The following is a 19,425-nucleotide window of genomic DNA, read 5'->3' as shown; positions in this document are numbered from 1 at the left end:
CGCCAGTCTGCCGTGGTAACCTGTGGACAGCGAAAGGGGTCACACACACATGGGCTTCACTGTCGGCGAGACCGTTGTCTACCCGCACCACGGGGCAGCGCTGATCGAGGCGATCGAGACGCGGGTCATCAAGGGCGAAGAGCGGGCCTACCTCGTGCTGAAGGTCGCCCAGGGCGACCTGACCGTGCGGGTACCGGCCGACAACGCAGAGATCGTCGGCGTCCGGGACGTCGTCGGTCAGGACGGACTGAACCGGGTCTTCGAGGTGCTGCGTGCCCCGCACACCGAGGAGCCGACGAACTGGTCGCGCCGCTACAAGGCCAACCTCGAGAAGCTCGCCTCCGGTGACGTCAACAAGGTCGCCGAGGTCGTGCGTGACCTGTGGCGCCGCGACAAGGACCGTGGCCTCTCGGCCGGCGAGAAGCGGATGCTCTCCAAGGCGCGCCAGATCCTGGTGAGCGAGCTCGCGCTCGCCGAGGGCACCAACGAGGACAAGGCCGAGGTCCTCCTCGACGAGGTCCTCGCCAGCTGAACTCAGCCCTCGAGCTCCCCCGCACCCCCAGACCACTCCCGTGCACGCTGTCGGCATCGTCGCAGCGGCCGGGAGTGGTCTGCGTCTGGGGGCCGACCGGCCCAAGGCGCTGGTCCCGCTCGCCGACCGTCCGCTGGTCTGCTGGGCCGTCGATACACTCCGGGACGGCGGGGTGGCCGACGTGGTGGTGGCCGTTCCCGGCGACGAGCTGTCCGCCTTCGTCACCGTCCTGCCGCTGGACGTGCGGCTGGTCGTCGGCGGCACCACCCGGACGGCGTCGGTCCGGGCCGCCCTCGCCGCGGTCGGCACGGGTGCGGACGCCGTCCTGGTGCACGACGCCGCCCGCCCGCTGACCCCGCCGGACCTGGTGGTCCGGGTCCTCGAGGCGCTGTCCGCCGGGGCGCGGGCCGTCGTCCCGGTGCTGCCCGTCGTGGACACCACCGTCGTGGTGGACGACGACGGCGTGGTCGCCGACACCGTCGACCGCTCGATCCTGCGCCGGGTGCAGACCCCGCAGGGCTTCGCCCGGGACGCCCTCGTCGACGCCTACGCCTGGCTGCCGCCCGACGCGGAGCTCACCGACGACGCCGCGGTGGTGCGCGCCGCCGGGGTGCCGGTCGTGACGGTGGCCGGCGACGAGCGGGCGGCGAAGGTGACCGTTCCGCACGACATGGCGCTGGCCGAGCTGCAGGTGTCGCGGTGAACGCGCCGACGACGGGCGAGGGAGCGGCGGAGCGACCGGTCGAGGAGCGGGACGAGCTCGGAGTCGGGCCATGAGCGCCGGGTCATGAGCGCCGGGTCATGAGCGGCGAGCTGCCGCGGGTGGGCGTCGGGGTCGACGTGCACCCGGTCGAGGCCGGCCGCCCCTGCTGGCTGGCCGGGCTGGAGTGGCCGGGCGTCGACGGCTGCGCCGGGCACTCCGACGGCGACGTGGTGGCCCACGCACTCACCGACGCCGTCCTCTCCGCCGCCGGACTGGGCGACATCGGTGGCCTGCTCGGCACCGACGACCCGCGCTGGGCCGGCGCGCGCGGCGCCGCCGTCCTCGCCCACGCGCGCGAGGTCCTGGAGACGGCCGGGTGGCGGATCGGCAACGCCGCCGTCCAGCTGGTCGGGAACACCCCGAAGGTCGGGGCGCGCCGGGGGGAGGCCGAGCGGGTGCTCGGCGAGGCGCTGGGCGCCCCGGTGAGCGTCACCGCCACGACGACCGACGGCCTGGGGCTCACCGGGCGGGGGGAGGGCCGGGCGGCGGTGGCGACGGCCCTGGTGGTCCGGACGGCGTCCGTGGACGCCCCGCCGAGCTGATGCTGCGCTCCGTACACTCCGCGCAGTGAGCCTCCGCCTGTACGACACGGCCGCCCGCGCGGTCCGTGAGTTCACGCCCCTGCGTGCCGGGCAGGCCTCCGTCTACGTCTGCGGGCTCACCGTGCAGGGGCCGCCGCACGTCGGACACGTGCGCTCGGCCCTGGCCTTCGACGTGCTGCGCCGCTGGCTGGCGCACAGCGGCCTCGAGGTCACCTACGTCCGCAACGTCACCGACATCGACGACAAGATCCTCGCCAAGGCGGAGGCCGCAGGCGTGCCGTGGTGGGCGTGGGCCTACACCAACGAGCTCGCGGTCACCCGGGCCTACGACGTCCTCGGCGTGCTGCCGCCGACCTACGAACCGCGCGCCACCGGGCACGTCCCCGACATGGTCGAGCTCATGCAGCGGCTCGTCGAACGCGGCCACGCCTACGCGGTGGACGGCGACGTCTACTTCGACGTCCGTTCCTTCCCCGGCTACGGGGCGCTGACCGGCCAGAAGCTCGAGGACCTGCAGCCGGCCGCCGACACCGGGACCGAGGAGCGCAAGCGCGACCCCCGCGACTTCGCCCTGTGGAAGGCGCACAAGCCCGGCGAGCCGGGGACCGCGTCGTGGGCCACGCCGTGGGGCCGGGGCCGGCCGGGCTGGCACCTGGAGTGCTCGGCGATGGCCGGGCGGTACCTGGGGCCGGAGTTCGACATCCACGGCGGCGGGCTGGACCTGCGCTTCCCGCACCACGAGAACGAGCAGGCCCAGTCGCGGGCCGCCGGCGACGGGTTCGCCCGGTACTGGCTGCACAACGGCTGGGTGACCCTCGGCGGCGAGAAGATGAGCAAGTCGCTGGGCAACACCGCGCTGGTCGACGAGGTCGTGCAGCGGGTGCGGCCGGTGGAGCTGCGCTACTACCTGGTCACGCCGCACTACCGGTCGACGATCGAGTTCACCGACGCCGCGCTCGCCGAGGCCGGCGCGGCCTACCGGCGGCTGGAGTCGTTCGTGAAGCGCGCCGCCGAGCGCGTCGGGGCGTCCGTCGGGGTGGTGGGGCAGGTGGACGACGGGGGCAAGGCCGAGCCGGCGCCGGACTTCACCGCCGCCATGGACGACGACCTGGGCACGCCGGCCGCCGTCGCCGTCGTGCACGAGGTGGTGCGGGAGGGCAACACCGCGCTGGCCGAGGGCGACGACGACGCGGTCGCCGGAGCGCTGGGCTCGGTCCGGGCGATGCTCGGCGTCCTGGGCCTGGACCCGCTGGACCCGCACTGGACCGCGGCCGGTGCGGACGACGGGCTGGCCCGGGCCACCGACGGGCTCGTCGCGCTCGCCCTCGAGCAGCGGCAGGCCGCCCGCGCCCGCAAGGACTACGCAGCAGCGGACGCGATCCGCGACCGGCTCGCCGCACTCGGTGTCCAGGTCGAGGACACCCCGCAGGGACCCCGATGGGAGCTGAGCCGCTGATGGCCGGCAACAGCCAGCGCCGTGGACGCACCACCGGCGCGCACAAGAAGGGCGCCGCCGGAGGCACCGGTGGCAAGAACCGCCGGTCGCTGGCCGGGCGCGGCGCCACCCCGCCGGCCGAGATGCGCCCCGGGCACCCGGCCCAGCGGCGCGCGGTCGCCGACGCCCGGCGCCGGGCCGACCGCGACCGCAGCCGCCAGCGCGCCGACGAGGCACCCGAGCTGCTCCTCGGCCGCAACCCGGTGGTCGAGGCGCTGCGCGCGCAGATCCCGGCGACCGCGCTGTACGTCGTCACCGGTGACACGCGGGGGGCGACCGACGAGCGGATCACCGAGGCACTGCACCTGGCCAACGACCGGGGGCTGCCGCTGCTGGAGGTCGGCCGGGCGGAGTTCGACCGGATGTCCGGCGGTGCGCTGCACCAGGGCATCGGGTTGCAGGTGCCGCCGTACGAGTACGCGCACCCCGACGACCTGCTCGACCTCGCCCGCGACTCGGGCCGCGCGCCGCTGGTCGTCGCGATGGACGGGGTCACCGACCCGCGCAACCTCGGCGCCGTCGTCCGCTCGGCTGCCGCCTTCGACGCGCACGGCGTCGTCGTGCCGCAGCGCCGCTCGGTCGGCATGACCGCCTCGGCCTGGCGCACCAGCGCCGGCGCCGCCGCGCGGCTGCCGGTGGCCCGCGCGGTCAACCTGGCCCGGGCGCTGGGCTCCTACCAGGATGCCGGCCTGATGACCGTCGGCCTGGCCGGGGACGGCGACGTCGACGTGCACGACTTCGACGGGTTCGCCGACCCGCTGGCGCTGGTGGTCGGCGCCGAAGGGGCGGGGCTGTCCCGGCTGGTGCGGGAGCGCTGCGACGTCGTCGTGCGCATCCCGATCACCCGGGACACCGAGTCCCTCAACGTCAGCGTCGCCGCCGGCATCGCGCTCTACGCCGCGGCGAGCGCCCGGCGGTAGGTGCCGGCACCGGTGTGCGCCGATCGGCAGCTGTCAGGCGGAGAACTGCGCCTCGGCGCCCGCCGTTCGGCCGTTCGGCCTGGTTGGTTGGGGACATGCCCTCGTTGACGTCTGTCGTCGGAGCCGCCACGGCCACCTTCTCGGCCGCCCTGGTCGTCACGCCCCGGGTGCTCATCGGGCCCACCGGGATGCCCGACACCGCGCAGGCGCGGGCCCTCGTCCGTGCTCTCGGCGCACGGGACGTCGTGATCGGCCTGGCGATGCTCGCCGCACCGGGCGGGCGGGTCCGCGACCTGGCCGCTGCCGCGCGGGTCCTCGCTGACTGCGCCGACGCGGCCGTCCTCCCCTCGGCCGTGCCGGACCGGGGCAGAGCGACCGCGATGCGCCTCTCCGCCGCCGCCTGGGGAGCGCTCGCGTTCGCCGCCGCGGTGCGGGACCGGCGCGCCAACCGCTGAGAAAGGACCCCTGCCCCCCACCGTGGAAGGACCCCGTCCTCCCCACCCCTCGCAGGCTCGGGCCGGGACCCGGGACGGGGCTCGCGGCGGGACCCTGCGGGGGGCCACCCCGCTCGCCGGGTCCTCTTCAGCCGAGGAGCTGGGCGACGGTGTAGATGACGAGCCCGGCCAGGCCGCCGACGACGGTGCCGTTGATGCGGATGAACTGCAGGTCCCGGCCGACCTGCAGCTCGATCCGGCGACTGGTCTCCTCGGTGTCCCAGCGGGCGACGGTGCTGCCGACCAGGTCGGCGACGTCGCCGGCGAAGCGCTCGACCAGGTGGCCGGCGACCGTGTGCGCGTGCCGCTGCACCAGCTCGCGCACCCGCGCGTCGGTCTGCAGCAGCCGGGCCGCCTCGCGGATCAGCTCGGCCACGCGGGCCCGCAGCGCGGAGTCGGGGTCCGCGGCCGCGGCCAGGGCGGCGTCCTTGAGGTTGGTCCACAGCGAGCCGGACCAGGTGCGGACGGCGGGGTGCTCGAGGAGCTCCTTCTTCAGGTCCTCCACGCGGGCCGCCGTCCCCGGGTCGGTGCGCAGCGCGTGCACGTACGTGCGCAGCCGGGCGTCGTAGACCCGCCGCAACTCGTGGCGCGGGTCCTCGCCGACCTCGTCCAGGAACTGCTCCACCCCGGAGAAGACGCGGTCGAACACCCGGTCGTCCACCCAGTCGGGCACCCAGGCGGGGGATGCGTCGCCGAGCTGGGCGCGGAAGACGACACGGTTCTCGTCCAGGAAGCGGGCCAGCCCGCGCAGCCCCGCCGAGAGCACCTCCTGGTGCCGGTCGCCGTCGACGACCAGCTCGAGCGTGCGGGCCACCACCGGGGCGGCCGGGGTGGCGTGCAGCTTGCGGTCGACGAGACCGGCGACAGCGGGCCGCAGGTCGTCGTCCTTGAGCAGGCCGGCGACCGAGTGCAGCACCGCCCCGGCGTCCCCGGCCAGCCGCTCCGCGCGCCCCGGCGCGGCGAGGAAGGCGCCCAGCCGGCTCGGCACGTCGATGGTCGTGAGCTTGTCCTCGACCACGGCGCGGGTCAGGAAGTTCTCCTGGACGAAGGTGCCCAGGCTCGCGCCGATCTGGTCCTTCTTGCGCGGGATGATCGCCGTGTGCGGGATCGGCAGCCGCATCGGGTACCGGAACAGCGCGGTGACGGCGAACCAGTCGGCCAGCGCCCCGACCATCGAGGCCTCCGCGGTCGCCCGCACGTAGCCGACCCAGGCGCCGGCGTCCTCGCCGATGAGGACGCAGGCGAGGAAGACGACGGCAGCGAGCAGGAACAGCCCGGTCGCCAGCCGCTTCATGCGGGCCAGATCGCGGGCGCGCTCCGGGTCGTCGAGGGAGGCGGCCAGGGGAGCACGCGCGGAACTCGACGACACCCGTCCCAGCTTAAGAGGGCGTCCTCGGCCAGAGGCTCGCCCCGAGCCCTGACGGCCTCCTTGCAGGTAGCAGGACCCCGTCCTCCTCACCGCTCGCAAGCTCGCGGCGAGCCTCTGGACGGGGCCTGGCGAGCCTGTCAGTGGCGGGGGCCTGGGGGTCCTCCACGCGGGGGACGAGGTCCTTCGTCAGCCCTCGGTGGCGCCCAGGGTGACGTCGACCTGCTCGGTCTGCTGCCCGCGGCGCACGGTGAGGGTCACCTCGTCGCCGGGGGCGGCGCTGCGGACGGCGGCGGTCAGCTCGGTCGAGGTGGTCACGACCCGGTCGCCGACCGCGGTGATGACGTCGCCGGACTGCAGCCCCGCGTCCGACGCCGGGGTACCCGGCTGCACCTGCACCAACTGCGCGCCGGTGCCGACCTCGGACTGGTCGGCGTCCGCGGCGGTCTGCGCGCTCACGCCCAGGTAGGTGATGTCGGCCGAGCCGTCGGCCACCAGCTCCTGGGCGATCCGTGCGGCGGTGTTGCCCGGGATCGCGAAGCCGACGCCGATGCTGCCGCTCTCCGCCGACTGGCCAGGCGCCCCGGAGGCGACCGTGGCGATGGCGGTGTTGATGCCGATCACCTCGCCGGCGCCGTCGACCAACGCGCCGCCGGAGTTCCCCGGGTTGATCGCCGCGTCGGTCTGCAGCGCGTCGATCACGGTGGCGTCGCCCTCGGTCGACCCGGTGGCCACGGCCCGGCCCTTGGCGCTGATGATCCCGTCGGTCACCGTGTCGGACAGGCCCAGCGGGGCGCCGATCGCCACGGCCAGGTCTCCGACCTGCACCTCGTCGGAGTCGGCGAAGTCCGCCGGGGTCAGGCCGGAGGCGCCTGCCAGCTGCAGCACCGCCAGGTCGTAGACCGGCTGGGTGCCCACGACGGTCGCGTCGTAGAGGGTGCCGTCGGCGGTGCGCACCGAGATGACCGTCGAACCGGCGCCGTCCAGGCCGATCACGTGGTTGTTGGTCAGCACGTAGCCGTCCTCGCTGAGGACGACGCCGGACCCGCTGCCCGAGCCCGCGGCACCGGTGACGTAGACGGTCACCACGCTGGGGGCGGCCTTGGCCGCGGCCGCGGTGACCGCGGTCGCCGTCTCGGGGTTGGTGATGGTGACGTTCTGCGTGGCGGCCGTGCCGCCGCCGCTGGCGCTGCCGTCCGACCCGTCGGCGAGCAGGGCGACGCCGGCGCCGGTGCCGCCGCCGATCAGCGCCCCGGCGAGCAGGCCGGCGACGCCGATCCGCCACCGGCCGGCCCGGCGGGGCGGCTCGGGCGCCGGTGCGACCGGGCCCGGCTGACCGTGCTGGCCCGGCTGCTGGAACGGCGGCTGCCCGGGGAGGGGGTGGCCCGGCGCGGCGGCCCCCGTGGCCTGCTGCCCCGGCGCCGCCTGTCCGTCGGCGGGCTGCTGGGGCCAGGTCGGCGGCGCCCAGCTGCCCGGCGCCGAGTGGGGGTTGCCGTAGGGGTTCACGTGTCCTCGTCCTCCTCGTGGGCGGCCGTCCACCGCCTTGTGACGACCACTGTGGTCCGAGCGGCTGCCCCGGCGCTTGCGGTCCCCTGTGAGGTCCCTGGACGTGTCACCGGGGACGTCGGGGAGCAGCCACCCCCGGGCCACCAGCTCCACCACCCGCCACGCGGCGGTGACCTGCGCCGCCGGCAGGCCGACGAGCACCAGCAGCCGGGCCGCGCCGGCCTCCATCGGGCTGCCGCCGCCCAGCAGTACCCCGACGAACGCGCCGGGGAGCGTGACGAGCCCGACGGTCCGGGTCTGGTCCAGCGGGGCACCAGCGCCGTGGAGGCGGCCGGCCGCTCCGCCGCCGGGCCGGGGGACGTCCTGGAACGGCCACCCTTCACGCGCCCGCGCCGAGCCTGCGAGACGTGGTGGAAGGGTGGTCCTCCTTCAGCCGACGGCGATGATCTCCTCGCGCGGCTCCTTCCCGGTCACCCGGTGCACCGGCGGCACGAAGGCCATCGGCGAGGTGCAGTGCCGCAGCAGCCAGCGGTGCAGCCCGTCCATCGGCCGGTGCAGCAGCCCACCGTGGCCCGCGGTCATCGCGAGCAACGGGGTCGGGCAGGCCGCGGCCAGCACCCGGCCGCCGGTCGGCCCGGGCACCGGGGTGTGCGTCAGCCGCAGGTCCGGCCAACGCTCGGCCCACCGCAGGGAATCCGCGCCCCACTCGCCGCCGTCGTCGGACCGGGTGTGCAGCACCAGCAGCGGCCGGCCGGTCCGCAACGCCTCCTCGGCGGCGAAGACGACGACCGGTTCGTCGTCCTCGTGCTCGCCGAGGCCGACCACCGCCACGTGCGGGCGGGAGCCGGTGCCACCCGGCCGGGACCGGGGGACGACGACCACCGGGCGGGGTGAGCGGGCGGCCACCCGCTGGGCGACGGAGGCGAGCACCAGCTCGTCCGCGGCGCCGGTGGTGGTGATCCCGAGGACGACGAGCTGGGCGTCCTCGGCGGCCCGCAGCAACGCGGCCACCGGGTCACCCGGGGCCACCTCGGTGGAGACGGCGACCGAGGGCGCGGTGTGCCGGGCGACCGTGTACGCCTGGGCCGTGGCCCCGCGGGCGCGCGGCAGCCCGGGGGCCGCGGCGCCGGCCACGCCCCGGCGCCCGTGGTGCGGGGTGGCGTGCACGATCCGCAGCGGCGCGTCACGGCGGACGGCCTCCTCGGCGGCCCACCGGACGGCCCGCAGCCCGCACTCGCTGCCGTCGGCGCCGACCACCAGGGGCGGCGCCTGCGGGTGGTCGTCCGCCGGGCCGGGCGTGGGCAGCGTCTCAGCGGGGATGGGGGTCGTCGTGGGCACGGGCACCTCCGGATGACGGTCGTCCCCCGTGTCTGCCGTCGAGGGTCCTCGCAACGAGCGCCGCAGGGAAGGGACCGGCGCCGCCACGGAGGGTGCAGAATGTGTGCGGCTGGGTAAGGGCGGGATCCGGGCCGTCGCTGCGCCGGTGACCGCCCGCCTCCTGTGTCCGGCCCTGCTCCTGGAGGGTGCCCCCGTGTCCACCCGCGGTCCGCTTCCCCGCCTCCTGCTCTGGTCCGGTGCCGTCGTCGGCGCCTTGCTGGCCGTCGTCGGTGGCCTGGCCCTGCGACCGCCCGGCCTGGTCGCGGTGGGGCTCGCCGCGGTGGTCTCGGCCTGCCTGGCAGCGGGAGTGGCCCGGGAGTCCCGGCCGGGGCAGCCCGCCGTCGTCGACGCGGCCTGGAAGGCCGGGGTGGCGACCGTCGGGGTGCTGCTGGTCCTCTCCGGCACCGCCGTCCTCGGCGGGGCGGTGCTCTCCCTGCTGGTCGCCGGGGCCGCCGCGGGCACCTGGACCGTCGTCTGGCTCGTCCGCAGTCGGGGGACCGGGGCCGCGTCCCCGACCGCGGCCATCCCGGCGCGCCGGCCCGCGGCCCCGCTGCCGCCGGTGTCCTCGTTGTCGACCGCCGACCTCGGCCGCGAGTGGGTCCGGACGACGACGGCGCTGTCCGGCCCGCTCGACGCCCGCACCCGCGAGGCGATCGTGGTCCGGCGCGAGCAGACGCTCGACGAGCTCGAGCGGCGCGACCCCGACGGCTTCGCCCGGTGGCTCGCCGGACTGCCGCTGGCCGGCAGCGACCCCAGCGGCGACCTCAGGCACGGCGACGCCGCCGCCTGAGCCACCGGCGAAAGCAGTCGACCAGCCGGAGTCGAACGGTCACACTGCGGCGTGCTCGTCACGCTGACCACCACCCACCTGCCAGCGACCGACCTGGGCTTCCTGCTGCACAAGAACCCCGCGCGGGCGCAGCAGGTCGAGGTGTCGACCGGCACGGCGCACGTCTTCTACCCGGCGGCGACCGAGCAGCGCTGCACCGAGCCGCAGCACCTCGACCGGCTGCGCCAGCGCTCCCTCGGGCGCAAGCGCGGGCTGGCGCTGCGGGAGTACGCGCTCGGCCAGGAGGGGCTGGAGCGGCTGGCCCGCGGTGAGCCGCTGTGGCGGGTGCACGAGTGAGTCTTCGCCGTCCTGGCACTGGAGTCCGAGCCGGTCGACCCACGCCTGTGACGACCCCCGGCGGAACGCCGGTCAGCCGCCGGCCAGCGCGGTGGCGAGGGCGACATGGCCGGGCTCGGGCACGGGCCACCTCCGCGTCGGGACCGCGCCCGGCTGCACCCCGCCCGCCACGCCGGCCGAGGCCGCAGCGGAGCAGCAGCAGGAGGGTGACGGCGGCGTACGCGGCCAGCAGCACCTGCCCGGGCAGCAGGAGCACCGCGCCCGGCAGGCCAGCCCAGCGTTGCGCCGGTCACCCAGGAGGCGTGCAGCACCACCTGCAGGCTGGGGATCCGGGTGCTCGACCACCGCTGCCCGTCGGGAGCGGCGGTCATCGCGTGGGCCTCGTCGGGATCTCGTCCGTGAGTGGCTGCTGCCGACCTCAGGCTGCGCTGACGCCACGGACGACCAGGGAGACGGCGAGGGCCGACATGACGACGGCGATGACGCCGTCGAGGACCTGCCAGGCCGCGGGACGGGCGAACACCGGGCGGAGCAGGCGGGCGCCGTAGCCGAGGCCGGCGAACCACAGCAGGCTCCCCAGACCCGCACCAGCGGCGAACTGCCACCGGTGCTCGCCGTAGGTCGAGGCCATCGAGCCGAGCAGCACCACGGTGTCCAGGTACACGTGCGGGTTGAGCCAGGTCAGCGCCAGGCAGGTGCCGACGGTCACCGCGAGCCCGGTGCGGGCGCCGGCGGCGTCCGGCAGCAGCGCGCCGGGACGCAGCGCCCGTCGCGCGGCCAGCACGCCGTAGCAGAGCAGGAACGCCGCCCCGGCGAAGCACACCACCGGGATGAGCCACGGCACCTGCGCCAGCGCCGCGCCGGCACCCAGCACCCCGGCGAAGATCAGCGCCAGGTCGGAGAGGGCGCACACCGCCACCACCGCGGCCACGTGCTCGAGGCGGAGTCCCTGTCGCAGGACGAAAGCGTTCTGGGCGCCGATGGCGACGATCAACCCCAGGCCCAGCGCGAGCCCGGAGACGACGGCGAGCAGCGCGGGGGTGGTGAGCACGCCGTCGACGGTAGAAAGCCGTCCGCGCACCGTCCAGCTCATGATCCTCACGCATCATTAGCATCGGTGTTCATGAATCTGGACCTGGCTCAGCTGCGGGCGTTGGACGCCACCGTCCGCGGCGGCACGCTGGAGGCCGCCGCCCGGGCGCTGCACGTCACCCCGTCGGCGATCAGCCAGCGGCTGCGGGCGCTGGAGGTCGCGACCGGCCGGATCCTGCTGGTGCGGACCAAGCCGGTGCAGGTCACCGAGTCCGGGCAGGCGGTGCTGCGTCTGGCCCGGCAGGTGGATCTGCTCACCGCCGACGTCGCCCGGGAGCTCGGCGGGAACCCCTCGCCCGAGGGGGTGCCGGCGCTGCCGATCGCGGTCAACGCCGACTCGATGGCCACCTGGGTGCTGCCCGCGCTGGCGCCGCTGGCCGGCGACGTCTGCTTCGACCTGTACCGCGAGGACCAGGAGCACACCAGCGCCCTGCTGCGCGCCGGCACGGTCATGGCGGCGGTGACCGCGGACGCCGAGGCGGTGCCCGGCTGCACCTCCACCCGCCTGGGCGGCATGCGCTACCGGCCGATGGCCACCCCCGGGTTCGCACGTCGCTGGTTCCCCGCCGGCCCCACCCCCGAGGCGCTCGCCCGGGCCCCGGTCGTCGTCCTCGACCGCAAGGACGACCTGCAGCACCGCTACCTGCACGCGCAGGCCGGTCCCGACGTCGCCCCGCCGGTGCACTACGTGCCCGCCGCGGCGGACTTCGTCGTCGCGCTCACCCTCGGCCTGGGCTGGGGCATGGTGCCCGGCCTCCAGGCGCGCGGGGTCAGGGCGGAGCTGGTCGCCCTCGACCCGGCCGCCACGGTGGACGTCGTCCTGTACTGGCAGCAGTGGCGGCTGCGCTCCGCCACGCTGGACCGCGTCCGCGAGGCCGTGCTGGCAGCCGCCGGCCGCCAACTGGACCAGCCCGGCGAGTCCAGGCGCTGATCGGACCCGTGGCGGCCGCCCAGCCCACGGAGGCCCTCGTCAGGCCCGGGAACAGCGCAGCCGTGTTCGCTCCGCCCCCGGGGGTGGACCGGCCGCCGACTCCTCTGCCGCCCGGTCCCTATCCTTGTGCCGGGACGTGTTCCCGTGTCCTGCCGGCGTGGCGCAACTGGTAGCGCACCCGACTTGTAATCGGGCGGTTGGGGGTTCGAGTCCCCCCGTCGGCTCAGCGCCCCACTGCAGACAGCCGTGTGCCCCGGGCGAGGTCGAGTACAGCCTGACCAGGGCCGACCGGTAGCAACGGACCGGTCGTGAGGGCAGCTGACGGTGACGTCCCGCTGAGTGGTGGGTGGTCCTCACTGTGCTGGTCAGCGGTGGGATGACCACGACGCGACCAGCGCCGGCTGCGCCACCTCAACGCGCCGGGGCCGGTCGAGCCGGGCCACGGACCCTTCGAGGGGTGGCGGCGGTCGGAGACCTGCCATGCGTCGTGGCCCTCCGATGCGGTGCGGGCTCACCTCGGGAGCGGCTGCGCCGGTCCCGTGCTGTCACGCCACCCGTGCCGGTTGCCGTCACTCCGTCGTCGTCGACGGTCGTCGACCAGCGGCCGTGCCGTACGTCGAGGAGCAACCCGGAACGCGCCCGTGCGCGGCAGACCCGGGAGTCGGGCGGACCTAGCGTCGCTGGTCATCGGCCCGTCCGGGCCGTCGACGATCGATCAGCAGAGGACCGGTGACATGCCCCGTACGACCCTCACCACGGTGTCGCTGATCGCCCTCGTGTGGACGGCGATGCTGTCCTTCGGCGGCGTGGCTGCCGAGACCGTGATGCTCTACCCGAACATCTTCGGCGATCCGCCGGCCTCGCTGGACCGGGCCCGTGAGTTCCTCGTCGAGGGTGGCCCCAGCGACTACTTCCCGCCGCTGGGCGCCGCGGTGGTCCTGTGCAGCCTGGCCGCGACCGTGTTGACGTGGCGGATACCGGGGCTGCGGTGGTGGATCGCCGGCTCGGCCGCGGTGTTCATCGCCTGCGAGTTCCTGTTCTCGGTGGTGTTCTTCTGGCCGCGCAACGACATCATGTTCGTCGACCCGGTCGGCACCCACACCCCGGAGTACCTGCGTCAGGTGGCCGAGGAGTTCGTCGCGGGGCACTGGGTCCGCGTCGTCGGTGGCGCGGTGACCTCCACCCTGGCGTTCACCGCGTTGCTGCGCTGGGTCCGCGCCACCGCCGCCGCCCCGGTGGAGCGTGTCGAGGCCGTCCGATGAGCGCGCGCCACCCGCTGGGGTTCTCCTGGCCGGTCCTCGTCGCGCTCGCCGCGCTGGCCGCGCCGCGCGTGGTCCTGCACGATCTCGGCGCCATCGAGGAGGGCAGCGTCGTCAACGGCCTGTTCGTGTTCCTCCCGCCGGCCGGCTGGATCGCCGCCGTGCTCTGGAAGCGACCGCCACGCCCGTTCGCCACCGTGGTCGTGATAGGCGCGATCTACGGGGTGTTCCTCGCCCTCGGCCACCAATTGCTGTGGGACGCGGCGTTCCGGGGGAATGCCCCGACCCTGGGAGGGAACCTCGCCGGGATGGACCCCGGCGCCCAGGAGATCGCCCTCCGCTCTGCTGCGGTGCTGTCCAGCCTGGTCACCGGCGCGCTCGTGGGCGTGGTCACCGCGGCCGTCGCGTTGCTGCTGTGCCGAGTCGTGCCCGCTTCCCCGGCCGGGCACCGCAGCGGTGCCTGACCCACCCGTGGTCGAGTGGCGCAGTACGGCCGACGTTCGACGGATGCCGGAGAGGCGGGGAGCCGCGCCGCCCGCACGGTCGGCCCACGCCGCCCCCCGACTCCGTCCCGCCGGGTCGAGTACCGCGGGAGACGCCCAGGTGCCCGCGGGGTGCAGTACCTCCGCGGGACGTCCACCCCTGCTCACACCTGTGAGCAAGGGTGGACTCCCGCGGAGGGGGAGACCGGCAGCCGTGCCGCGGGACGCCGTCCGCGTCGGTGGGCCGGCCCGGCGCCGGGCGAGCGCGGCTCCCGGCCAGCGGGCCGGCCACGGCGCCCGGTGCGGCGGAGCGGCCGATCTCGAAGGCCGCGACGCCGGCGGCCAGCGCTCCCTCGGCGTCGGTCCTCGTGTCCAGGGCCAGCGAGAGGACGACGAGGACGACGCCGAACACGACACCGGCGGAAGTGGAGGTGAGCACCGGCCGCGGCGCCCGCCCGAGGCCGATGCCGCCGATCCACACGACAGCCACGAGGCCGAACAGCAGGAGCGCGGTGGGGGCGTCACGTCGGTCGCGGGGCGCGCCCGCGGTCGCTCCCGACCGACGTCCGGCGACGTCGGCCGTCGACGGTGGAGGTCGACGGGAAAGGACTGCCCGGGGCGAGCCGACGTTCCTACGCTGGTCGCGTGCCCAGCGACGTGCCCACCGGCCGGGGCCGGGACGGGGTGGACCAGCGGCTGACGGATGCGCTGCTGGCCACGACGCAGGCGCTCACCGTGGCGCTGGTCATCGCCGCCGACCTGGAGGGCACCGGCCGAGCCACCGCCGGGGCCTACCTGTTCGCCGTCGGGTTCGGCGGGCTCGTCCTGGCTGCGCGGCGAGCGCCCGGCACGGTGCTGGTGCTGACCGTGCTGGCGATCTTCACCTACTACAGCCGGAACCTCCCGCCGATCGGCATCGCGCTGCCCGCCGTGGCGGCGCTGTACCGGGCCGCCGACGTCGGCGCCACCCGCTGGGCAGGAGGAGCCGCCGCCGTGCTGGTGGGGGTGGCCGCCTGGGCCCGGGTCGCCGAGGGCCTGCCCACCACCTACCTGCTCAGCTACGAGCTGCTCACCAACGTCGCCCTCGTCGCCGCGGCGATCGCACTGGGGGTGAGCGTGCGCGCTCGCCGGGAGACCCGCGCCTCCCAGGAGCGGCTGCGGACCCTGACCGCGGTCGAGCAGGCACGGGAGGCCGAGCGGCGGCTGCAGGCGGAGCGGGTCCGCATCGCCCAGGACCTGCACGACTCGGTCGGTCACGCGATGTCCGTCATCGCACTGCACGGCAACGTCGCCGCCGAGACCATCGGCCGCGACGACGAGACCGCCCGGCGCGCGGTCGCGCAGATCGTCGCGGCGACCTCGGCCCAGTTGCGCGAACTCCGGGCCACGGTGAAGCTGCTGCGCTCCCCGGCGGCCGGGGCCGAGCGCGGCACGGTGGGGCTGTCGGGTCTCGGCCGGCTCGCCGACAACGCCCGCGAGGCCGGCCTCGCGGTCGACCTGGACGTCGACGTGGCCGAGCGATGCCTGGACGAGGCCATCGGGGCGGCGGCCTACCGGATCGTGCAGGAGTCGCTGACCAACGTGCTCCGTCACTCGCGGGCCACCCGTGCGGCGGTCACCGCCGGGGTCCGCGGCGACCGCCTGGAGCTGGTGATCGCCGACGACGGCCCGAGCTCGTGCCCCGATGACGGCCCCCGCCCCCGCCCCGGCAACGGCCACCGCCCGGACGGCGGCTCGTCCTCCGACGACGAGGCGGCCGGCGGTGCCGGGCTGGCGGGTATGCGGGAGCGGGCAGCGGTGCTCGGCGGCCAGGTCCGGGCCGGCCGCGGCAACGGCGGCGGCTTCGTGGTCCACGCGGTGCTCCCCACGAGGCTGGCGCCGTGATCCGCATCGTGCTCGTCGACGACCAGGAGCTGGTGCGCACCGGGCTGCGCGCGCTGGCCGAGCGCGACGGTGACATCGCCGTCGTCGGGGAGGCCGGCACCGGCCGGTCCGGGCTCTCCCGGGTTCGTGAGCTGCGTCCGGACGTCGTCCTGATGGACGTCCGGATGCCCGAGCTGGACGGCCTGCAGGCGACCCGTCAGATCGTCGCCGACCCGACCTTGGACGGCGTCCGCGTGCTGGTGCTGACCACCTTCGACGAGGACGAGCACGTCTTCGAGGCGATCCGCGCCGGCGCCGCCGGCTACCTGCTCAAGGACGTCTCACCCACCGACCTCCGGCAGGCGATCCGGACCGTCGCCGCCGGCGGGTCGCTGCTGTCCCCGTCGGTCACCCGGACCGTGATGCGCTCGCTGGCCGACCGGCTGCGGACCTCGGTGGACGACACGCCGCTGCGGGAGCTCACCGAACGGGAGCGGGAGGTGCTCGCCCTGGTCGGCCGCGGACTGTCCAACGAGGAGATCGCCCGGGAACTGTTCCTCTCGCCGGCCACGGCGCGCACGTACGTCTCCCGCCTGCTGGCCAAGCTGGGCGCCCGTGACCGCGCCCGCCTGGTCGTGCTCGCCTACGAGACCGGGCTGGTCGTCCCCGGGCAGTAGGACGCCGCCGACATCCGCCGAACCGGGTCACCCGACCCCGTGGTACTCGGCGAACACCACGCCGTTGGCGAAGGTGCGCACCGCGGTCGAGGCGAACCGGGTGGTGGGGACCTCGGCGGCGAAGAGCGGCAGGCCGCGGCCGAGCACCACGGGGCTCACCTTGAGGAACAGCGTGTCGATCTCGGACAGCAGCGCGGCGGCGAGGGTGCTGCCACCGCACAGCCAGATCGACAGCCCGTCCTCCGCCTTGAGCGCACGGACGCGGCCGAGCAGGTCGGCGGAAATCACCGGGACGTCGTCCGGGGTGTCGAGACCCGACCGGCACGCGACGTACTGGCGCAGGTGAGGGTAGGGGCTGGGCATCCCGCCGGGCACCTGGTAGGTGGCCGCGCCCATGAGCACGGTGTCGTACCGCCGGTTGGGCGCGTCGATCCCCAGGGTGCGGCGCGCCTGGGCGGGGAAGGTCTCCGGCAGTTCCTCGGCCAGGGTCTGCAGGGAGTCCCCGGCGACCAGGAGCGGGGTGAAGTCGCCGTCCTCCCGGGCGATGAACCCGTCGATCGAGGTGGCGACCAGGTACTCGAGGCGTCGCATGGAACCCCCTGCGGGTGTGTCCCCGGTCCGCGCGTTCACCGACGGCCGGTGTCCAAGGTGGACAGCAGGCGCCACAGCGGCCGCTGGATGCGGTCGGGGATGCCGGCGAGGGAGAAGGAGTACCCGGAGTCGACGGTGATGCGCGCCAGCCGGCCGATCGGGGGCAGCCGACCACCGGCGGCCAGCGCCCGGAACTGCTCCTCCAACGGGCCGGCCGGGGTCTCGCGGGTGTGGATCCGGGTCGGTTCGGTGGAGGGATTGGCGAAGGCGTGCACGATCCCGGGCGGAACGGTGACCGACTCGCCGGCGTGCAACGTCCGCATCTCGCGGCCGAGCCGCACCCGCAGGACCCCGTCGAGCACGGTGAACACCTCGGTCTCGTACCGGTGCCGGTGGCGGGGCGGGCCGGACAGACCGGGTGGCAGCAGCGCCTCCACCTCGAAGGCCGTGCCGCCGTTGTCGGCTCCTGAGGTGAGCACGGTGATCTGCTCGCCGGTCGGCAGGCGGAGCACCCGCCCGTCCCGGTCCATGGTCATCGCGGCCTCCCGATGGCCGAGTGTGGGGTGCGGGCAGCGCCCGGCCGACGCCGGGCGGGTGCCGTCGCGCCGTCTGCCGCGCTTCGGCGGATCCCCGGGTCGCGCGCCCCCGTACGGGCCCCGGCGCGGAGGCGACCCCGCGACGCGCCGGGACGCACCGCGGCGCCGTGGGAGTTGCGCCGAGCGACACCGGGAACGAGCGCGTCGTCGAGCAGCGGCGCGGCGCTCAGGTAGCCGGCGCCGTTCAGGCCGGTGACCACGCCGTCGACGCGCAGCGCCACCCGTAGCAGCCCGTCGGTCCGCAGCCGAGCGGGTGGCTCGCGCGAGGGCGGGCGGGGTCCTGGGGTGCGGAACGGGGAGGAGGCGGTCTCGGTCATGCACGGAAGGCTAGGGAGCACCGCGGGGTGCCACATCGGCCGCTCGTCGTTCCCCTGCTCGTCCCGGGACGACGTCACACTCAGCGAACGCGGCGGTTGCGGCGCCGCTCGGGTGGATCGCACACGCAGCGGGATGTCGCCTGGCGGCGTAGCCGGCGGCCGCCCGGGGGCGGTCGACGGCGGGACCGCGGGAGGATGCGCTGCCGGAGGGCGCCCACCTAGCGTCCCGCGCAGACGGAGGAGAAGGGAGGTCGTGGATCCGGCCCTCGTCGAGCCGTTGGTGACCGGTTGGGACCTGGCCGTCGCCACCGGGCCGGGCGGGGTGCTGGCCGCCTTCGGTCGGGACCCGGTGTCGGCCACCGGCTGAGCCCGGCCGACGCGACGTCGACCCGAGAGCCCTTCGCGCCAGGAGGACACATGCCCAGCTGGGGAGCGGTCGCGCAGCAGGTGCCGGAGCTGCTGTCCCGGGCGGAGGTGTTCCTCACGGCCGGTCGGCACAAGACGCTGGCCACGCTGCGCCGGGACGGCGCGCCGCGGATCAGCGGCACCGAGGTGGAGCTGCGCGACGGACAGTTGTGGCTCGGCTGCATGGAGCGCTCCGTCAAGGCGCTGGATCTGCGCCGGGATCCGCGGTTCGCGCTGCACAGCGCCTCGGTGGACCCGCCGGCCTGGACCGGCGACGCCAAGGTCGCCGGCCGCGCCGAAGAGGTGCTCGATCCGGCGCTGGTGGAGGCGGTGAACGGCCCGGACCAGGCCCGCTCGCACCTGTTCCGGCTGGACATCAGCGAGCTCGTCGTCGTCCGCATGGGCGAGCCGGCCGACCACCTGGTGGTCGAGAGCTGGCACGAAGGCCGTGGTCTCACCCGGCGGGAGCGCCGGTAGTGGCCCAGCGGCTGCTGCGCGCCCTGGCGTGGGTCGCCGCGCTCGGGACGGGCCCGCTGGCCGGCTCGCCGGCACGCTGGCCGCCGCGGTCCTCACGACCGAGCCGACGGTGCTCCTCGCCGCCGGCAGCGTGCTCGCCGTCGGGGTGTGGTGGGTCGCCTGCCGGCTGCTGCTGCGGGAGCGCCGGGGCCGCCGTGCGTCATCGCCCACGGTCACCGGGACCCTCTACCGTCCGGCACGTGCGTGGGGACGAGCTGGTCAGGGCGCTGTACGAGCGCTACCAGGAGCGCGACTGGGACGCGGCGGCCGCGCTGTTGCACCCGGAGGCGCGACTGCGGATGCCGGCCACCGAGGAGCGGCTCGTCGGCCGGCGGCAGGTGATCGGCCTGCAGCGGGACTATCCCGAGCCGTGGGGCGAACTGCGGGTCCTCCGGGTGGTCGGCGACGCGTCGGCGTCCGCCGCGGAGGTGGAGATCGTCGCCGGGGCGGAGGTGTTCCGCTGCGCGGCCTTCTGGACGGTCCGGGACGGACTGCTGCACGACGGCGTCGAGTACTGGGTGACCGTCGGTGGGGAGCAGCCGCCGGAGCACCGCGCCGCCGCCGTCGGCTGACCG

At 75.6% G+C, this 19,425-nt stretch carries 22 protein-coding genes and 1 tRNA gene; 16 read left to right on the top strand and 7 right to left on the bottom strand.

All coding sequences use genetic code 11. The annotated features are described in order from the left end of the window. Positions 1-49: 49 nt before the first annotated feature. The 6 genes from BUB17_RS09690 (at position 50) to BUB17_RS09665 (ending at position 4,707) form a co-directional block, all read left to right on the top strand. Complete coding sequence (locus BUB17_RS09690; protein WP_012946870.1) at positions 50-532, top strand: CarD family transcriptional regulator; 483 nt, start codon at positions 50-52, stop codon at positions 530-532. 40 nt (positions 533-572) lie between these two features. Beyond that, positions 573-1,235 (top strand): 2-C-methyl-D-erythritol 4-phosphate cytidylyltransferase, encoded by a 663-nt coding sequence (gene ispD, locus BUB17_RS09685; protein ID WP_072917086.1) that lies wholly within the window; start codon positions 573-575, stop codon positions 1,233-1,235. A 98-nt stretch (positions 1,236-1,333) separates the two neighbouring features. Continuing rightward, on the top strand, positions 1,334-1,837 hold the full coding sequence (ispF, locus tag BUB17_RS09680) for a 2-C-methyl-D-erythritol 2,4-cyclodiphosphate synthase (protein ID WP_072917084.1): 504 nt from the start codon (positions 1,334-1,336) through the stop codon (positions 1,835-1,837). Positions 1,838-1,862: 25 nt separating this feature from the next. After that, complete coding sequence (cysS, locus tag BUB17_RS09675; RefSeq protein WP_072917081.1) at positions 1,863-3,293, top strand: cysteine--tRNA ligase; 1,431 nt, start codon at positions 1,863-1,865, stop codon at positions 3,291-3,293. Next, complete coding sequence (gene rlmB, locus BUB17_RS09670; protein ID WP_244277088.1) at positions 3,275-4,252, top strand: 23S rRNA (guanosine(2251)-2'-O)-methyltransferase RlmB; 978 nt, start codon at positions 3,275-3,277, stop codon at positions 4,250-4,252. The genes cysS and rlmB overlap by 19 nt, the downstream gene beginning before the upstream one ends. Positions 4,253-4,347: 95 nt before the next feature. Then, positions 4,348-4,707 (top strand): hypothetical protein, encoded by a 360-nt coding sequence (locus BUB17_RS09665; protein ID WP_072917079.1) that lies wholly within the window; start codon positions 4,348-4,350, stop codon positions 4,705-4,707. A 127-nt stretch (positions 4,708-4,834) separates the two neighbouring features. Here the strand turns inward: BUB17_RS09665 and BUB17_RS09660 are convergent, their stop codons facing one another. The 3 genes from BUB17_RS09660 to BUB17_RS09645 form a co-directional block, all read right to left on the bottom strand. Next, positions 4,835-6,115 carry a DUF445 domain-containing protein gene (locus tag BUB17_RS09660; RefSeq protein WP_072917075.1) on the bottom strand — a complete coding sequence of 427 codons (1,281 nt, stop codon included), beginning with the start codon at positions 6,113-6,115 and terminating at the stop codon, positions 4,835-4,837. Between the two features lie 186 nt (positions 6,116-6,301). Next, on the bottom strand, positions 6,302-7,864 hold the full coding sequence (locus tag BUB17_RS09655; protein WP_244277100.1) for a S1C family serine protease: 1,563 nt from the start codon (positions 7,862-7,864) through the stop codon (positions 6,302-6,304). Positions 7,865-8,047: 183 nt separating this feature from the next. Continuing rightward, the gene (locus tag BUB17_RS09645; protein ID WP_072917268.1) at positions 8,048-8,956 is read right to left on the bottom strand and encodes a universal stress protein; all 909 of its coding nucleotides are present in this window, start codon (positions 8,954-8,956) and stop codon (positions 8,048-8,050) included. 193 nt (positions 8,957-9,149) lie between these two features. On the opposite strand from BUB17_RS09645, the gene BUB17_RS09640 reads away from it, so the two are divergent. Together BUB17_RS09640 and BUB17_RS09635 are read left to right on the top strand one after the other, a co-directional pair. Next, positions 9,150-9,785: a hypothetical protein gene (locus tag BUB17_RS09640; RefSeq protein WP_141242970.1), complete on the top strand. Its 636-nt coding sequence runs from the start codon at positions 9,150-9,152 to the stop codon at positions 9,783-9,785. 51 nt (positions 9,786-9,836) lie between these two features. After that, the gene (locus BUB17_RS09635) at positions 9,837-10,121 is read left to right on the top strand and encodes a hypothetical protein (RefSeq protein WP_072917068.1); all 285 of its coding nucleotides are present in this window, start codon (positions 9,837-9,839) and stop codon (positions 10,119-10,121) included. A gap of 418 nt (positions 10,122-10,539) precedes the next feature. Here the strand turns inward: BUB17_RS09635 and BUB17_RS09630 are convergent, their stop codons facing one another. Next, positions 10,540-11,214, bottom strand: coding sequence for a LysE/ArgO family amino acid transporter (locus tag BUB17_RS09630; RefSeq protein WP_072917066.1), 675 nt, complete (start codon positions 11,212-11,214; stop codon positions 10,540-10,542). Between the two features lie 30 nt (positions 11,215-11,244). Here BUB17_RS09630 and BUB17_RS09625 point away from each other — a divergent pair, with 30 nt between their 5' ends. The 6 genes from BUB17_RS09625 to BUB17_RS09600 all read left to right on the top strand — a co-directional run bounded on the left by BUB17_RS09625 (position 11,245) and on the right by BUB17_RS09600 (position 16,425). Next, on the top strand, positions 11,245-12,144 hold the full coding sequence (locus BUB17_RS09625) for a LysR family transcriptional regulator ArgP (RefSeq protein WP_072917265.1): 900 nt from the start codon (positions 11,245-11,247) through the stop codon (positions 12,142-12,144). Between the two features lie 151 nt (positions 12,145-12,295). Further along, a tRNA-Thr gene (locus BUB17_RS09620) sits at positions 12,296-12,368 on the top strand. 510 nt (positions 12,369-12,878) lie between these two features. Continuing rightward, positions 12,879-13,406 (top strand): DUF1772 domain-containing protein, encoded by a 528-nt coding sequence (locus tag BUB17_RS09615; protein ID WP_072917062.1) that lies wholly within the window; start codon positions 12,879-12,881, stop codon positions 13,404-13,406. Next, the gene (locus BUB17_RS09610; RefSeq protein WP_072917059.1) at positions 13,403-13,867 is read left to right on the top strand and encodes a hypothetical protein; all 465 of its coding nucleotides are present in this window, start codon (positions 13,403-13,405) and stop codon (positions 13,865-13,867) included. The genes BUB17_RS09615 and BUB17_RS09610 overlap by 4 nt, the downstream gene beginning before the upstream one ends. A 663-nt stretch (positions 13,868-14,530) precedes the next feature. Then, positions 14,531-15,769: a sensor histidine kinase gene (locus BUB17_RS09605; protein WP_083606225.1), complete on the top strand. Its 1,239-nt coding sequence runs from the start codon at positions 14,531-14,533 to the stop codon at positions 15,767-15,769. Then, positions 15,766-16,425: a response regulator gene (locus BUB17_RS09600; protein ID WP_072917057.1), complete on the top strand. Its 660-nt coding sequence runs from the start codon at positions 15,766-15,768 to the stop codon at positions 16,423-16,425. Before BUB17_RS09605 ends, BUB17_RS09600 begins: the two co-directional genes overlap by 4 nt. Before the next feature lie 27 nt (positions 16,426-16,452). Here BUB17_RS09600 and BUB17_RS09595 read toward each other — a convergent pair whose 3' ends face one another. The 3 genes from BUB17_RS09595 to BUB17_RS26065 are packed head-to-tail and all read right to left on the bottom strand — an operon-like array spanning position 16,453 to position 17,929. Next, positions 16,453-17,016 carry a dihydrofolate reductase family protein gene (locus BUB17_RS09595; RefSeq protein ID WP_072917039.1) on the bottom strand — a complete coding sequence of 188 codons (564 nt, stop codon included), beginning with the start codon at positions 17,014-17,016 and terminating at the stop codon, positions 16,453-16,455. Between the two features lie 35 nt (positions 17,017-17,051). Beyond that, a complete protein-coding gene (locus tag BUB17_RS09590; RefSeq protein ID WP_072917036.1) occupies positions 17,052-17,552 on the bottom strand; it encodes a cupin domain-containing protein in 501 nt (166 codons plus the stop codon). Next, positions 17,549-17,929, bottom strand: a complete 381-nt coding sequence (locus BUB17_RS26065) for a hypothetical protein (protein WP_141242969.1) — start codon at positions 17,927-17,929, stop codon at positions 17,549-17,551. Before BUB17_RS26065 ends, BUB17_RS09590 begins: the two co-directional genes overlap by 4 nt. Before the next feature lie 417 nt (positions 17,930-18,346). Between BUB17_RS26065 and BUB17_RS09585 the strand changes: the two genes are divergently transcribed. Together BUB17_RS09585 and BUB17_RS26775 are read left to right on the top strand one after the other, a co-directional pair. Then, the gene (locus tag BUB17_RS09585; protein ID WP_072917034.1) at positions 18,347-18,811 is read left to right on the top strand and encodes a pyridoxamine 5'-phosphate oxidase family protein; all 465 of its coding nucleotides are present in this window, start codon (positions 18,347-18,349) and stop codon (positions 18,809-18,811) included. Positions 18,812-19,050: 239 nt separating this feature from the next. Further along, a complete protein-coding gene (locus BUB17_RS26775; protein WP_072917031.1) occupies positions 19,051-19,422 on the top strand; it encodes a nuclear transport factor 2 family protein in 372 nt (123 codons plus the stop codon). Positions 19,423-19,425: the final 3 nt, after the last annotated feature.

The sequence above is a fragment of the Geodermatophilus obscurus genome (assembly GCF_900143215.1).
Lineage (GTDB): Bacteria > Actinomycetota > Actinomycetes > Mycobacteriales > Geodermatophilaceae > Geodermatophilus > Geodermatophilus obscurus_A.
This window is presented reverse-complemented; position numbering and strand designations above follow the sequence as displayed.